This window comes from Pseudarthrobacter sp. 05T312 (assembly GCF_056396685.1).
In genome coordinates, this window is record NZ_JBFTLY010000007.1 from 14,430 (window position 1) to 28,147 (window position 13,718).

Sequence of the window (13,718 nt, forward strand, 5' to 3'; positions counted from 1 at the left end):
GGACTCGCCCGACTCTCCGCCACCGGAATCGCCGGAACGGTGCGTAACCGCCGGAAAGAAACGGCGACCCCGCACCGTTCCGGCGATCTGGGCGCGAAACGGGAAGCGGTAGCTACCCGTACACGCGCTCCAGGAAGCCGCCCCAGGCCTTGGCGGTGGCCTCCGTGTCGCCGGCGCCGCTGAAATCGTGCACCGTCATGCCCACGGGGGCACCCCATGCGTTGCGGCCGAAGAACCGGTACAGCGCGTCCGGCGTGCGGATGCCCAGGAAGTGCTCATTCGAGAAATCCACGTCGCCCCTAAGCCGCCCCACGCCGTCGAGCTCCACATCAACCGTGGCGCCCTGCTCCGCCGAGCCTGCACCCAGCGCCTCACGGAGCCGGGTGAAGCCGTCCGAGGCCCGGGATGCGTCGGGCGCCTGGATGTCGGTGAACACCACGGGACGGCCGTCGAAGTACTGCAGGTACTGGCCCAGCGTGTGCAGGTAGAACTCGGTGTGGCGGCTGGCGCCGTCGTACTGCTGGTCCCAGTCGTCCGCGAAGATGCCGCTGTGGACGTAGTGGAGCCGGGCCCGGCCGCCGTCCAGGGGCTCCAGCACGTGCTCCAGTTGGTTGAACCAGCCGTCCGGCCCCTCCATCCGGGACACCAGGTGGTGGGGATATTCCTCCACCGTGTTGACTGCCGGCCATTGGTCCGTGGGGAACATCCACGCCGGCGTTCCGCTGGTGACGGCTTCCCACACCCGCTCGGGGGTGCCGGGCAGTTCGGTGTCCTGGACGATCTCGAAGTCCCGCTTGTCGCTCATTTGTCCTGCTCCTTGCCTGCTGTTTCGTTGGTTGCCGTGGAGGCATTGGTTTCTTTGAGTGCCGGGTGCAGCGCCACCACCAGCCGGTGCCGACGCCCGCGCGGCGACCCGCCGGCGTCGTGGTATTTGTCCACCAGCCTGGTCACCTCAACGCCGAGCTCCTCGGCGAACGCGGCCCTGTCCGCGGCTGTGCGGAACGTGATGTCGCCGTCGATCGCGAAGGTGGCCAGCTTCTGCCGGGCCGCGGCGGCACCGGTGATGAGCTTTCCCACTTCCTGCACCATCCGGCCGGCGAGCGCCAGCAGCCAGAAAGCCGAGAAGCGGTTGGAGAACCGGCCCGGGTCCGGGGACACGGCGGCAAGGGCAGACGGCGAGATCAGATAGGAGGCCGCCGCCGCCTGCAGGACCCGCTCGGTCACGTTGCCCTTGCGCCGCTCCTCCACGAGTTCCACCAGTCCGTGCCGCTCCAGCGCCTTGAGGTGGTAGTTCACTTTCTGCCGGGGCAAGCCGACGCGCACCGCCAGCTGCGTGGCTGACGCCGGCTGCACCAGCTCCCGCAGGATGCGGGTGCGGATGGGGTCCAGGGATGCTTCGGCGGCTGCCGGGTCCTCGATGACTGCAATGTCCTGCATGCCACCAGTGTGCCCACCGACAACTTTTTTTGTCAAGAACTTTTTTATCGTCGGATGTCGCCGGCGCGGGCGTCCATGGTTATCACCGAGTTCGACGGAACGCTGCCGGGTCGCCGTAAACTTCCGGCGAGCTCGCATGCCTCCGGCGAACCCGGCGGCTCGGCGGCCGGCAGCGGGCCGGACCGGCCGCAGCAGCGCCGGTAGAATGGACCGGTGATGCAATCCCCCCTCCCCGTCCGCGACGGCGTCAATGCCACGCGCCTGCGCCTTCCGGAGGAGGGCCCGTGGGAGACCGCGATGGACTACATGATGCACCGCTGGGGCCACATCGACCCGCAGGGCATCGAGGACAGGTTCGACGCCGGCGAGATCGTGGGCGAGGGCGGCGTACCACTGACCCGGCACACCAGGCTAGAGGACCACACCTTCATCTGGTACTACCGGACGTTACCGCCCGAGACGCGGCTGCCGGTGGAGATCAGCATCCTGCACCGGGACGAGCACCTGCTGGTGGTGGACAAGCCGCACTTCCTGCCCACCACGCCGGGCGGCACCTACATCCAGGAATCGGCCCTGGTGCGCCTCCGCAACCAGCTGGAGCTGCCGGACCTGATCCCCATGCACCGGCTGGACCGCATGACCGCCGGGGTCCTGCTGTTCTCCACCAACCCGCTGACCCGGGGGAAGTACCAGGTGTTGTTCGAAAAGCGGCAGGTGCAGAAGGAGTACGAGTGCGTCTCCGCCGCCGAGCCCGCGCCGGGGCACCCCGCCGTCGACTTCCCCGTGGTGGTCCGCAACCGGATGACCAAGTCCCGCAGCTACCTGCTGGCGGAGGTCATCGACGGCGAACCGAACGCGGAAACCAGGATTGAGCGGCTGGAAACGTTCGACGGCGGCGCACCGGCAAGTGCCGGCGGCACCGATACAGGCGCCATGGGTACAGCTCAGCGCCTGGCCAGGTACCGCCTGGAACCGCACACCGGCAAGACCCACCAGCTGCGGGTCCACATGGCCTCGCTGGGGCTGGGGATCGTGAATGACGCCTTCTATCCGGACCTGCTGGACAAGGCCCCGGACGACTACGCCAGGCCGCTCCAGCTCCTGGCCCGCGGCATCCGGTTCGTTGACCCGGTCTCGGGAAAGCCCGTGGAATACCGCAGCAGCCTGGAACTCAGCGAAGCGGTCCGGGGACGGGCCTAGGCCCCGAGGACGTCCCTGAACACCGCCTCCACCTCCGCGGTGCGCAGCACGAACTCCACTAGCTCCACCCCGCCGGCCGGATGGGCGGCCCGGAAACCGGCCAGCGCTTCCAGCGCCGCCGCGGCAACGGCCCCGGCGCTCCACCCGTAAGCCCCGGCTCCCACAGCGGGGAAGGCCAGCTCCCGGACATCCAACGTTTCAGCCAGGCGCAGGCTCTCACTGAAGCACGACACCAGGAGCGCCGGGTTGGTCTGCCCTGCATGCCGGTTGGGTCCCACCGTGTGGATCACCCAGCGGGCCGGCAACCGGAAGCCCGGCGTAGCCACGGCGGCGCCGGTCTGCAGGCCGTGCGGCAGCCTGGCGGAGCGAAGTTCCCGGCATGCCTCAAGCAGTTCCGGCCCGGCGCCCCGGTGCAGCGCACCGTCCACTCCCCCGCCGCCGAGCAGCGAGGAATTCGCGGCGTTCACCACCGCGTCCACCCGCCGCTGCGTAATGTCTCCCTGCAGGACCGAGATCCGCATGCCGCCAGTTTCCCAAGTGCGGTACCTTGTGGCAATGGACTTCGGCAGCGTTGACAGCTGGGGGACGGCCCTCTATTTCTGGGTTGTCCCCGTCGTGATCGGCGATGCCATTTTTCCGCCCATCCCGTCCGAGATGCTGGTGATCACCGGCGGCGCGCTGTCCGCGGAGGGCCGGGCCAATGTGTTCCTGGTGCTGGTGCTCGCCGCCGTCGCGTCATGGCTGGGCGACATGGTGGTGTTCAACCTGTTCCGCCGGCGGCTGAGCCACGTGCTGGACCGCTGGCGGTGGGGCCGGCGGGTCCACAGCGGCATCCACGCGGCGCTGGCCAAAGCCGGGCGCTCCTCGACATACGGCACCATCATCGGGGCCAGGTTCATCCCGGGCGGCCGGCTTGCCACGGCGGCAGCCTCCGGCGTGGCGAATGTCTCGGTACGCGGTTTCAGCCTGTGCGCTGGCTTGGGCGCCGTCCTCTGGGCCTGCTGGCTGGTGGGCCTGGGCTACTTCACCGGCTCAACCACCAGGCTGCCGTTCTGGGCCAGCTCCCTGATTGGCGTGGCCGTCGGCCTGGTGATCGGCGCCGTCGTGGGCATCCTTGTCACCCGCCGCCGCGGCGACCGGTCCCCGGTGGAGGACGAGCCCCTCCCCGACGCAGGCTAGACCGGCAGCCACTTGCCGCGGCTGCGCCGCAGCACGCTGAGTGAACCTGTCAGCGCAACGCGTTCGACGGCGTCGCGCATCATGGCTGCCGAGTCCACCGCCTGGCGGTTCTCACCGCTGTACTCGCTCGCCTCCACGAGGAACCGAAGGTTGAGTTGCGGCACGCCTCCGGCGATCTGCAGCTGGTGCGCCTCCACGTGGTGTCGGGTGCCCAGCGCCTCCACGGCCGCGTCCATGACGGACTCGGGCGGATTACCCGGCCGGAGCCCGGTGATCTTGAGGCGGGTCTGGAAGGAAGGCATGCCTCCAACCCTATCCAAACCCCCGGATGCTCCATCACTTGTGGTCCCTAACAGCGCCTGTTAGGGACCACAAGTGATAGGGCATCAGGATGAATTACCCGGTGTTGCGGAGGCCGGCCGCCACGCCGTTGACGGTGATCAGCATGGCCCGCTGGAGGCGTTCATCGATCTCGGCCCCGGTGATGCCTGCTTCGGTGCGGATGCGGCGCAGGAGTTCCACCTGGAGGTAACTGATGGGGTCCAGGTACTGGTCGCGGATTTCGAGGGAGCGTTTCAGGGTGGGTTGGGCATCCAGGAGGATGTTCTCGCCGGTGAGCTTTCGCACCTCGGCGACCGTGAGTTCGTACTCTTCCCGGATGGTGCGGAACAGGTGGTGAAGTTCCTCCGGGACCAGGGTGGACACGTAGTAGCCGGCGATATCCATGTCCGTTTTGGCGAGCGTCATCTCGACGTTGGACAGCACGGACTTGAAGAAGTTCCAGTGGTCGATCATCTCCACCAGCTGGGCCGAGTGCCCGGCTTCGCGGGCGGCCTTGAGCCCTGAGCCGACGCCGAACCAGCCGGGCACGATCTGCCGGGACTGGGTCCAGCCGAATACCCAGGGGATGGCGCGCAGGCCACCGAGGCCGGCGCCGGAGTCCGGACGCTTGGACGGGCGGGAACCGATATTCAGGGAGCCCAACTGCTCCACCGGGGTGGAGGCCATGAAGTAGGCGGGCAGGTCCGGGTGGTCGATCAGCTTCCGGTAGCGGTCAAACGCCGCGTCGGAGATGGCTTCCATGACGTGGCCGTACCGCTCGCGCTGGTCCTCGGAGGTCCGCGGGTTCCGGTGCAGGGCAGACCCCTGCAGCACGGCGGCCAGGGACAGCTCCAGGTTTTCGCGGGCCAGCTCCGGCAGGGAGTACTTGTCCGAGATGACTTCGCCCTGCTCGGTGAACTTAATTTCGCCTTCCAGGACACCGTTGGGCTGGGCCAGGATGGCGTCGTAGGTTGGTCCGCCACCACGGCCCACGGAACCGCCACGGCCGTGGAACAGGCGGACGCGGACGCCGTGCTTGGCGGCGACGTCGCGCAGCTTGCGCTGGGTCTTGTGGATTTCCCACTGGCTGGTCATCACGCCGGATTCCTTGTTGGAGTCCGAGTAGCCCAGCATCACTTCCTGGACGTCCCCGCGCAGCCGCACGAGTTCGCGGTAGGACGGGTCGGAGAGCAGCTGGTCGACGATCTCGGCCGAGGCCCGCAGTTCCTCCACCGTTTCCAGCAGCGGCGCAAAACCGAGCTTTGCGTACGGCTTGTCGCCGAAGAGGTTCACCAGGCCGGCTTCGCGGGCCAGGACGGCGGCGGCCAGGACGTCGTCGGCGCCGCGGGTCATGGAGATGATGTAGGTCTCGATGACGTCCGGGCCATACATGCGCAGGGCCCGGCGGATCTCGCGGAAGACGTCGTAGGTGCCGTCGGCGGCGCCGTCGAGCTTGATCGGGTGGCCGGACAGCGGGCGGCGGGACGCCAGCTCGGAGCCGAGCACCTCGAAGCGTTCCTCACGGCTCAGCTCGGCGTAGCGCAGTCCGGGGCCGCCGATTCGGTCCATCAGCTGGCCAACGGCGTCGTGGTGGTGGTCAGCGTGTTCGCGGATGTCCAGGGTGGCCAGGTGCAGGCCGAAGGAGGCGATGGCGCGGCGGACACGGGCCAGGGAGCCGTCCGCGGCGAGGGCCGCGGAGTGGTTGCGGAGCGAGAGCTCCAGCAGATGCAGGTCAGCCAGGAGTTCCTCGGTGCCGCTGTAGTCGCGGCCATGCTCGTGGTTGGAGTTGGCGGCCACCCGCTTGCCCGTGTTGATGAGCTTGGCCTTGATGCAGGTGAGCTTCAGCCGGTACGGTTCCTGGGCATTGAGTTCCAGGACCCGCTTGTCCAGGCCCGGCAGCTTCTTCAGATCCTCGTCAATGGATGCCAGCAAAGCGTCATCCGCACCGGCCAGGGCCGTGGAGTTGGACAGGATGGAAATCAGCTCATCGATCATGCCGATGCTGATCCGGATGGCGCTCTGGTTCTGGATCTGCAGGATCTCGCGGGTCACGGCCGCGGTCACGTTCGGGTTGCCGTCGCGGTCACCGCCGATCCAGGAGCCGAACCTGATGGGCGCGTCCTTGGAGGCGAGGCTGACGCCATGTTCCCCAAGCAGTTCGGAAAGCTCCGACAGCATTTCCGGCATGGCGTCGGTGAGGATCCCGCCCAGGTAGTAGATGGCGTTCCGGGCCTCATCCACGGGGGTGGGCCGGACCTGGCGCAGCTCGTCGGTCTGCCACATCTGGTCGATGATCTCGGCCAGCTGCCGGTCCTGCCGGCGCCTGCCGGTTGACCCTTCGGCAGTGGACTGGGACAGGACGTCGGAGAGCTTCCGGATCTTGTCCAGGACGGACCGGCGGGACGCCTCGGTGGGATGGGCGGTGAAGATGGGCCGCACGTCCAGGCCGTTGACTACTTCCTGCAGCACGTCCGGGCCGGCCTGCGCGGCGATGTCCGCCACCGTCTTGGCAAGCCAGCCGTCCTTTTCGGCCCGGGTCCGGAGTCTGCGGACGCGGTGGACCTGTTCGGCGGCGTTGGCCAGGTGGAAGTAGAAGGCAAAGGCGCGCACCAGGTCGGTTGCCTGCTCGATCGGCAGGGAGCCGAGGAGTTCGCGGACCTGGGCAACGACGTCGTGCGCGCTCCAGGGCCCGGTGGCGTGCGCACCGCCGCGCGCCGCTTCCTTGGATTCCTTGGTCAGGAGCCGGACCTGCTCCACGAGGTCCAGGAGCTCCGGTCCGTGCTGGCGAACCAGCGATTCGCCCAGCAGGGTGGACACGCGCCGGACATCCGCGCGCAGTTCGGAGGCAAGGTCAGTCTCGGGAGGTGTTGCAGTGTGAGCCATTGAAACAATCTTTCGAGGGATTCGGACTTGGCTCGTACACTGCGCTGGATACTGTGAGCCACGTTACTAGCTAAAGATGCTACCCCCGGTGCCTCGCCTCAGTGGAATCCGTCTCACAAGATGTCGCGGTACCCCACATGCCGTTTGACGGCGTCGAGTTCAGCCCGTAGGTTCTGCACCTCGTCCTGCCAGGCGGCAGCCTCCGCCGAGCGGCGCCGGGCCCTTCCGGCCTGGACCACGGCAGCCGTGAGCAGCAGCGGCACCAGGAGGGCCAGCGCCCAGCCGGCGGCCGCGAAGAAATCCAGTGCCACCGGCAGCGCGGCCCGGAAGTCGATGAAATCGTTGACCCCGCCGGCCATCCCTGCCATGGCTCCATCGAGCGGCTGCAGGAACTGGCCCACCACGGGGGTTCCGGAGAGTTCGGGTGGGGCGAGTTTCGCCTGCGCGTCCCCGCCCCAGCGCCCGTCCGCGAGGTGGTTCAGGACGTAGATGCCGGCGCCCACATTGGCTGCCATGAAGACGGCGACGGCGGAGGGCGCTGCGAGGTCCGGCCGCCGGCGGCGCCACGCCAGGACGCCCGCGGCGGCAAGGGCGGCCGCCAGCCAGGTGAGCGCGGCAAGCCACTCCCGATTCACTTCCGCAAGGATGTCCACCTCTCCATTCAACCCCGGACAAAGGAATCAGCGGCGGAATGAACATGCCGGCGATCCGGTTGTAGCCGAAGGCATACGCAACCGGAAGGAACCATGACCACCACCCCAGCCACCACCGCTCCAGCCGCCAGGGAGGAGCGCTGGCAGCGCTTCCGCGCCAACCGCAACAAAGCCCTGGCAACGCCGCACGGCTGGCTTACCCTCACCTCCTTCCAGTGGCTCGAAGACGCACCGTCCGCCGTCGAACTGGCCCCCGGCCTGTGGTCCAGTGACGCCACGGGCTCGACGGCGTTCCTCACTGCGGTTCCGGCCGACGGGCTCACGCTGGTGGAGACAGGGGAAACGGTGGACGGCACTGTATCCGCCGTCCTGGCGGATGAGGAATCGCTGATGTGGGTGCAGTTCGGCGGCCCGGACGGGGACCAGGTGGTGGTGGAACTGGCCATGCGCGGCGGCCGGTACGCGATCCGCACCCGGGACGCGGCATCGCCGGTCTTCACGGAATTCGACGGCGTGCCGACCTTTCCGTACGACCCCGACTGGGAGGTCACCGGCAGGTTTGAGCCCTACCCTGCGCCGGTGGATGTGCCGATCGGCACCGCGAACCCGCTGGTTGACGGCGTGCACCGCAGCGTAGGCGAGGTGGTCTTCCGCCTCCCGGGCAGCGGTCACGAGTTCCGGCTCCAGGCGGAGGAAGAAAAGCTCGGCGCCCTGACCGTCACGTTCCACGACGAAACCAACGGCGACACCACGGACGAGTGGCGGAAACTCTCCCTCCCCAGGCCGCGGCCGGACGGCTCCGTGGTGCTGGACTTCAACCGGGCCATCAATTACCCCAGCGCCTTCACCCCGTACGGCACCTGCCCCATGCCCGTGAAGAACAACAGCCTGGACCTCCGGGTGGAAGCCGGCGAGAAGGAGCCGTACCCCATCCAGTAGGGGTTTCGACCGGCTCAACCACCGATGGCGGAGATTCCGGTGATGGCCCGGCCCACGATCAGGGTGTTCACCTCGAACGAGCCCTCATAGGTGTAGATGGCCTCGGCGTCGGCGAAGATCTTGGCCATCCGGTAGTCGGTGACAATCCCGTTGCCGCCCAGGATGGAGCGGCCCAGCGCCACGGTTTCGCGCATGCGGGCGCTGAGGTAGGACTTGGCCAGGGCAACCTGCGGCATGTTGGCTGCCCCCTGCTCCTGCAGCCGGGCGAGTCCGGCCATCATGGACATGCTGGCCACGGCGTTCCCCAGCATGGTCACCAGCTGCTGCTGGATCAACTGGAAGTGCGCCAGCGGCCGGCCGAACTGCTGCCGGTCCACCGCGTACTGCCGGGCGACGTCGAAGGCTGCGAGCTGCTGGCCCACCGCCTGCCAGGCCACCATGATCCGTGAGCTGCGGAGCAGTTCCTTGGTGTCCTCGAAGCTGCTGATCCCGGCAAACCGGTCCGCCTCGGCAACCCTGACATCCTCGAAGACAATGTCTGCGTTCTGGACGGTGCGCAGGGCGATCTTGTTCTCGATCCTGCTCCGGCTGACCCCCGGCAGCGTGGCGTCCACGATGAAGCCGCGCACCGAACCGTCCGCCTCGTCCCGGGCCCACACCAACATGTAGTCGCAGAACGTCCCGTTGCCGATCCAGCGCTTGGCACCGTTCAGCACCCAGGTGTCGCCGGCGTCGTCCGTTTCTCCCGTAGTGGAGGAGATCCGCCGGGCCCGGGTCTCCAGGCCGCCCGCCACATCCGAGCCATGCAGTGGTTCGGTCAGCGCGAAGGCACCCGTGGTGCGCAGCTCCGAGGCGTCGGCCAGCAGCCGCTGCTTCTGGTCCTCCGTGCCGAAGGTGTGCAGGGACTCGACGAAGAGGTCGTGATGGACCAGGAAGAACGTGGCCAGGGAAGTATCCACGCGGGTGATCTCCGCGATGACCAGCCCGGCGAAGAGGTGGCTGTAGCCGCGGTGGACCGGCGTGCTCAGCTCCAGCGTGGCCAGCTTGGGGAGGATATGGGCAGGAAACTCGGCCTTGTTCCACCACTCCCCTGCGTACGGCGCCACCTCGGCGGCCAGGAAGTCACGCAGCTCGGCGAGCTTTTTCCGTTCAGCCTCGTCCAGCATCGCTTCGACGGCGAAGAAGTCCGCCGCCGGCAGCTGCGGGGAGTCCGGCGCGCTCATTTCGGTGCCATCCGGATAGCGCCGTCCAGGCGGATGGTTTCGCCGTTCAGCATGGCGTTGTCCACGATGTGCGCCACCAGGTTGGCGTATTCCGCGGGCTTGCCCAGCCGGGACGGGTGCGGAACCTGGGCGCCCAGCGAGTCCTGCGCCTCCTGCGACAGGCCGGCCATCATGGGGGTCTCGAAAATGCCCGGGGCGATGGTGACCACCCGGACCAGCGAGCGCGCCAGCTCCCGGGCGATCGGCAGCGTCATGGCGGCCACGGCGCCCTTGGAGGCCGAGTATGCGGGCTGGCCGATCTGCCCGTCGAAGGCCGCCACGGAGGCGGTGTTGATGATGACGCCGCGTTCCGGGCCGCCCAGCGGGGTGTCGGCGGGCTCGGTGGCCACCATTGCCTCGGCGGCCAGGCGCAGGACGTTGAAGGTCCCGACCAGGTTGACCTGGATGACCTTGCTGAAGGATTCCAGGGGCAGCACTCCGTCCCGTCCCAGGACCTTACCGGGGGTGGCGATCCCAGCGCAGTTAACCACGATCCGGAGCGGACCCAGCCCCGCGGCGGTCCCGACGGCGGCCCGGACATCGGCCTCGCTGGTCACGTCAGCGGGGGCAAAGACGGCGGACTGGCCGGCTGCGGCGCGGCCGTTCAGATCGTCCGCCCTTGCCTGGCCGCCTGAGGACGGCAGGTCAACGAGCACGACGGATGCGCCGGCGTCGAACAATCTCTGCGCGGTGGCTGCGCCCAGCCCGGACGCCCCGCCTGTCACCAGTGCGACGCTGCCTTTGATGTCCATACATCCTCCTTGATGCGTGTCCCACGCCGCGGCACGGCCTTGGGCAACAGTTAATGAATGTTAACTGAAATCCGGCGCCGCCGCACGCACTCCCGGTTCCCTGCCCTCCCGGCTCCGGCGGCCCGGTTAGGGTGGACGGCATGACGTCCAGCAGCACCTCCCTGACAGCCTGGCAGGACCGGGCGAACCACGCGGCCCGTTCCGTGACCGCCCTGTTCGGCCGGAAACTGCTGTTCCTGCCCGGAACCCACCTGGGCGCCGTGCTGTGGCAGGGCCGGCATGCGGCCGGTCAGCCCACCCCCTCAACGCCGGAGCAGGAGCCCGGCACCCAGCCAGGGCCGCGGTGGCGTGCCGTGCTCCGCCGGATGCGGCCCGCCGCATCGTTGGCCCTCCCCTGGCACTACTGGTGGCAGGCGCACTACGTTGACTGCCTGGTGGACGCCGGGCGGCGGGAACTTGGCGGCGGAGCCACCCCGGCGGCCCGGTTCGACGGCCCGGGCCGGCCCAGCGCGGGGCACCTGGCCTCGCGGCTGGTCACCGGGATCAGGCTCCGCAACGCCCTGACCTTCGTGAACAGCTACTACGACGACATGGCGTGGCTCGCGCTGGCAACGCTCCGACTGGACAGGCTGGCAGAGGAAACCCGGCGCCCGGGCCGCCGCCGCAACGCCGTGGTCCGGGCGTCGCTGGCGCTGCAGTTCGACGCCGCCTGCACCGAGGACCTGGGCGGTGGGACATTCTGGAGCAAGAAACGGGACTTCAAGAACACCCCCGCCACGGCGCCGGTGGCCCTGTTCTATGCCCGCACCGGCCAGCACGCCAAGGCCCAGGCGCTCCTGGACTGGCTCGATGCCACGCTCTTTGACGCGGACCAGGCCCTCTACCTCGACGGCGCGCGCCTGAATCCCGCCGGGGAGGTGGTGCTGGAGCGGGCGGTGTACACCTACAACCAGGGCCCGGTGCTGGGTGCGCTCCTGGAGCTGGGCGGCGAGGCGAACCTGGCCCGCGCCGCGGTCCTGGTTGATGCGGTGGAGCGGCTGCTGACCGTTCCAGGCAGCAACGGCCCCGGTCCCGGCTCCGGTGGTGCGGTGCTGCGCTGCGAAGGAACGGGCGACGGCGGCCTCTTTACCGGGATCCTCTGCCGTTACCTGGCACTCGCCGCCGCAGACCAACGGCTTCCCGGAGCCACCCGCACCACGGCTGCGCGGCTGGTGACCGGCACGGCCGAAGCATTCTGGTCCGGCCGTCGCCCCGTCGGCTCCGGCGAGGCAAAAGCCCGGCGGGAAGGCACGAGCATCTTCTCGGTGCACGCATCCCAACCGGCGGCTGCGACGTATCCGCCGGGCGCCGCCGTCGAGCTCTCCACCCAGCTCCAGGCATGGATGACGCTGGAGGCCGCGGCAGCCGTCACCGCCGCCCGCGGCGCTTAGCGGATGCCGGCCAGCGGCGTGACGGTTCCGCCGTTGAGCGATATCGGCCCGTCAGCAACCAGCCGGGCTTCCTTGTTGCCTGCCGGCGGAAACGCCAGGGACGTCAGGGTCCGCCCCGCCACAAAGACCTCAATGGAGGACCGGTCCACGTAGACGGTGAGGCGGATGGTGTCCCCGGCCGGCCGGGCGTCCACCGAGCGCTCCTGCCGGTATTCGCCACTGGAGTCCGCCCCGGCGGCCGCCGCATCGCCGCCGCGGTCCACGAACGCCAGGCCGGCCGCGAAATCGTAGCCCACCGTGGCATAAGTGGTGCCGCCGCTTTGCAGCAGCAGCCGCGCCTGTCCGGTGCCGCCCGCGGGCCGGGCCAGCTCGACGTCGGCCTTGAAGGCGCCACTGTCAGGAACCGGGAGTGCCAGGCCGTCACCAATGCTCCCGCCGGGCACCTGGACCGGTTCCCCTTCCAGCGACTGGAGCGCGGCGGTGGGCGAGGACACCAGGGCCGGCCGGCCGCCGTCGGACGCCAGCCGGATATCCCGCACCACGGATGCGGCCCCGTACCAGGTGTCGGTGGGAAGGTTCCGGGCGTACGCCCAGTTGTTCATCCAGCCGATGGCGTGCCGGGACGCCTTCCGCTGCGCGTCGTCCAGCCGCGGGTCATCCCAGGTGACGGCCGCGTAGAAGTCCGGGCCGCCGTCGAGCCACTGGTGGCCGCCCTCCGGAGCGAAGGCCTTTCCGTCGAAGCTTCCGGTCCAGTAGGCCAGGCCGGTGGTGCGGCCCTCCGCTGATCCGTTGGCGCTCGCTGCCAGGACCCAGGTGCGCCTGGCGGGGTCGCCGTCGAGGTCCAGCTGGAAGAAGTCCGGGCACTCCAGGATTCCCAGCCCCTCCTGGCCAAACCCCGAAACGTAGGTCCATTGCTTGAGGTCCTTTGACGTGTAGAAGCCGATCTTGTGGCCCTCCGCGAGGAGCATCAGCCACTGGTTGTTGGCGTCGTCCCGGACGATCCGCGGGTCCCGCCAGTGCTCGGCGCCGGGGTTCTCCATCACCGGGTTCTGCCCATAGGCCTGGAAGCTGTAGCCCTTGTCGGTGGAGTAGAACAGGGACTGGCGCTGGACACCGTCGTGCTGCTGGGTGAGGACGGCGATCACGGCCCCCTTGCCAAACCCGGCGGTCCCTTCGGTGTCCACCACCGCGGAGCCGGTCTCGACGTCGCCCAGGCCGTTGCGGAATTTGGGAATGGCCACGCCCTGGTTCTTCCAGTGCACCAGGTCCGTGCTGGTGGCGTGGAACCACTCGGTGCCATTCCCCTCCGGGTAGTCGGCGTTGTAGAGGTAGTAGTAATGCCACAGCCCATCAAGGAAAAAGGGCCGCTGCGGATCGTTCATCCAGTGCCCGTCCGGCGTGAGGTGGTACGCCGGACGGAAACCGGCATCGTCCGCGGGGGCGGCTGCTGGCGGATCACCGGGCTGCCCGGTACCGCTCTGCCCAGTACCGGTCTGCGGGGTTCCGGCTTGCCCGCCGTCCCTCTGCGTGTTGCCGCCCAGCACCAGCAATGCTGCCAGCGCCAGCACGGCGACGGCGGCCAGGACCCACGGAACGGGGGGACGCCGAAGGGCGGCACGAATGGACGCGGGACGTGGGGAGGGCATGGGTGGTGTCGATCCG

13 protein-coding genes are annotated in these 13,718 nt (G+C 68.8%); 4 read left to right on the forward strand and 9 right to left on the reverse strand.

Annotated features, from left to right (window positions below; translation table 11 throughout):
- Nucleotides 1-112: 112 nt before the first annotated feature.
- Complete coding sequence (locus AC1DIP_RS11275) at nucleotides 113-805, reverse strand: SRPBCC family protein (protein WP_477733795.1); 693 nt, start codon at nucleotides 803-805, stop codon at nucleotides 113-115.
- Entirely contained in the window at nucleotides 802-1,437 is a 636-nt protein-coding gene (locus AC1DIP_RS11280; protein ID WP_477733796.1) for a helix-turn-helix domain-containing protein, read from the reverse strand. The genes AC1DIP_RS11275 and AC1DIP_RS11280 overlap by 4 nt, the downstream gene beginning before the upstream one ends.
- Nucleotides 1,438-1,653: 216 nt before the next feature.
- On the opposite strand from AC1DIP_RS11280, the gene AC1DIP_RS11285 reads away from it, so the two are divergent.
- Nucleotides 1,654-2,637 carry an RluA family pseudouridine synthase gene (locus AC1DIP_RS11285; RefSeq protein ID WP_477733876.1) on the forward strand — a complete coding sequence of 328 codons (984 nt, stop codon included), beginning with the start codon at nucleotides 1,654-1,656 and terminating at the stop codon, nucleotides 2,635-2,637.
- On the opposite strand, the gene AC1DIP_RS11290 is transcribed toward AC1DIP_RS11285, so the two are convergent.
- On the reverse strand, nucleotides 2,634-3,158 hold the full coding sequence (locus AC1DIP_RS11290; RefSeq protein ID WP_477733797.1) for an O-acetyl-ADP-ribose deacetylase: 525 nt from the start codon (nucleotides 3,156-3,158) through the stop codon (nucleotides 2,634-2,636). The genes AC1DIP_RS11285 and AC1DIP_RS11290 overlap by 4 nt on opposite strands.
- Nucleotides 3,159-3,192: 34 nt before the next feature.
- Between AC1DIP_RS11290 and AC1DIP_RS11295 the strand changes: the two genes are divergently transcribed.
- The gene (locus tag AC1DIP_RS11295; RefSeq protein WP_477733798.1) at nucleotides 3,193-3,816 is read left to right on the forward strand and encodes a DedA family protein; all 624 of its coding nucleotides are present in this window, start codon (nucleotides 3,193-3,195) and stop codon (nucleotides 3,814-3,816) included.
- On the opposite strand, the gene AC1DIP_RS11300 is transcribed toward AC1DIP_RS11295, so the two are convergent.
- The 3 genes from AC1DIP_RS11300 to AC1DIP_RS11310 all read right to left on the reverse strand — a co-directional run bounded on the left by AC1DIP_RS11300 (nucleotide 3,813) and on the right by AC1DIP_RS11310 (nucleotide 7,673).
- Nucleotides 3,813-4,118, reverse strand: a complete 306-nt coding sequence (locus AC1DIP_RS11300; protein WP_477733799.1) for a hypothetical protein — start codon at nucleotides 4,116-4,118, stop codon at nucleotides 3,813-3,815. The genes AC1DIP_RS11295 and AC1DIP_RS11300 overlap by 4 nt on opposite strands.
- Before the next feature lie 94 nt (nucleotides 4,119-4,212).
- Nucleotides 4,213-7,020, reverse strand: a complete 2,808-nt coding sequence (gene ppc, locus AC1DIP_RS11305) for a phosphoenolpyruvate carboxylase (protein WP_477733800.1) — start codon at nucleotides 7,018-7,020, stop codon at nucleotides 4,213-4,215.
- 113 nt (nucleotides 7,021-7,133) lie between these two features.
- Nucleotides 7,134-7,673 (reverse strand): hypothetical protein, encoded by a 540-nt coding sequence (locus tag AC1DIP_RS11310; protein ID WP_477733801.1) that lies wholly within the window; start codon nucleotides 7,671-7,673, stop codon nucleotides 7,134-7,136.
- Nucleotides 7,674-7,766: 93 nt separating this feature from the next.
- Between AC1DIP_RS11310 and AC1DIP_RS11315 the strand changes: the two genes are divergently transcribed.
- Nucleotides 7,767-8,612: a DUF1684 domain-containing protein gene (locus AC1DIP_RS11315; RefSeq protein ID WP_477733802.1), complete on the forward strand. Its 846-nt coding sequence runs from the start codon at nucleotides 7,767-7,769 to the stop codon at nucleotides 8,610-8,612.
- 14 nt (nucleotides 8,613-8,626) lie between these two features.
- Here the strand turns inward: AC1DIP_RS11315 and AC1DIP_RS11320 are convergent, their stop codons facing one another.
- Together AC1DIP_RS11320 and AC1DIP_RS11325 are read right to left on the reverse strand one after the other, a co-directional pair.
- Nucleotides 8,627-9,835, reverse strand: coding sequence for an acyl-CoA dehydrogenase family protein (locus AC1DIP_RS11320; protein WP_477733803.1), 1,209 nt, complete (start codon nucleotides 9,833-9,835; stop codon nucleotides 8,627-8,629).
- A complete protein-coding gene (locus AC1DIP_RS11325; RefSeq protein ID WP_476209129.1) occupies nucleotides 9,832-10,626 on the reverse strand; it encodes an SDR family NAD(P)-dependent oxidoreductase in 795 nt (264 codons plus the stop codon). The genes AC1DIP_RS11320 and AC1DIP_RS11325 overlap by 4 nt, the downstream gene beginning before the upstream one ends.
- A 140-nt stretch (nucleotides 10,627-10,766) precedes the next feature.
- Here AC1DIP_RS11325 and AC1DIP_RS11330 point away from each other — a divergent pair, with 140 nt between their 5' ends.
- A complete protein-coding gene (locus AC1DIP_RS11330; RefSeq protein ID WP_477733804.1) occupies nucleotides 10,767-12,056 on the forward strand; it encodes a glycoside hydrolase family 76 protein in 1,290 nt (429 codons plus the stop codon).
- On the opposite strand, the gene AC1DIP_RS11335 is transcribed toward AC1DIP_RS11330, so the two are convergent.
- On the reverse strand, nucleotides 12,053-13,702 hold the full coding sequence (locus AC1DIP_RS11335) for a glycoside hydrolase family 32 protein (protein WP_477733805.1): 1,650 nt from the start codon (nucleotides 13,700-13,702) through the stop codon (nucleotides 12,053-12,055). The genes AC1DIP_RS11330 and AC1DIP_RS11335 overlap by 4 nt on opposite strands.
- Nucleotides 13,703-13,718 lie beyond the last annotated feature (16 nt).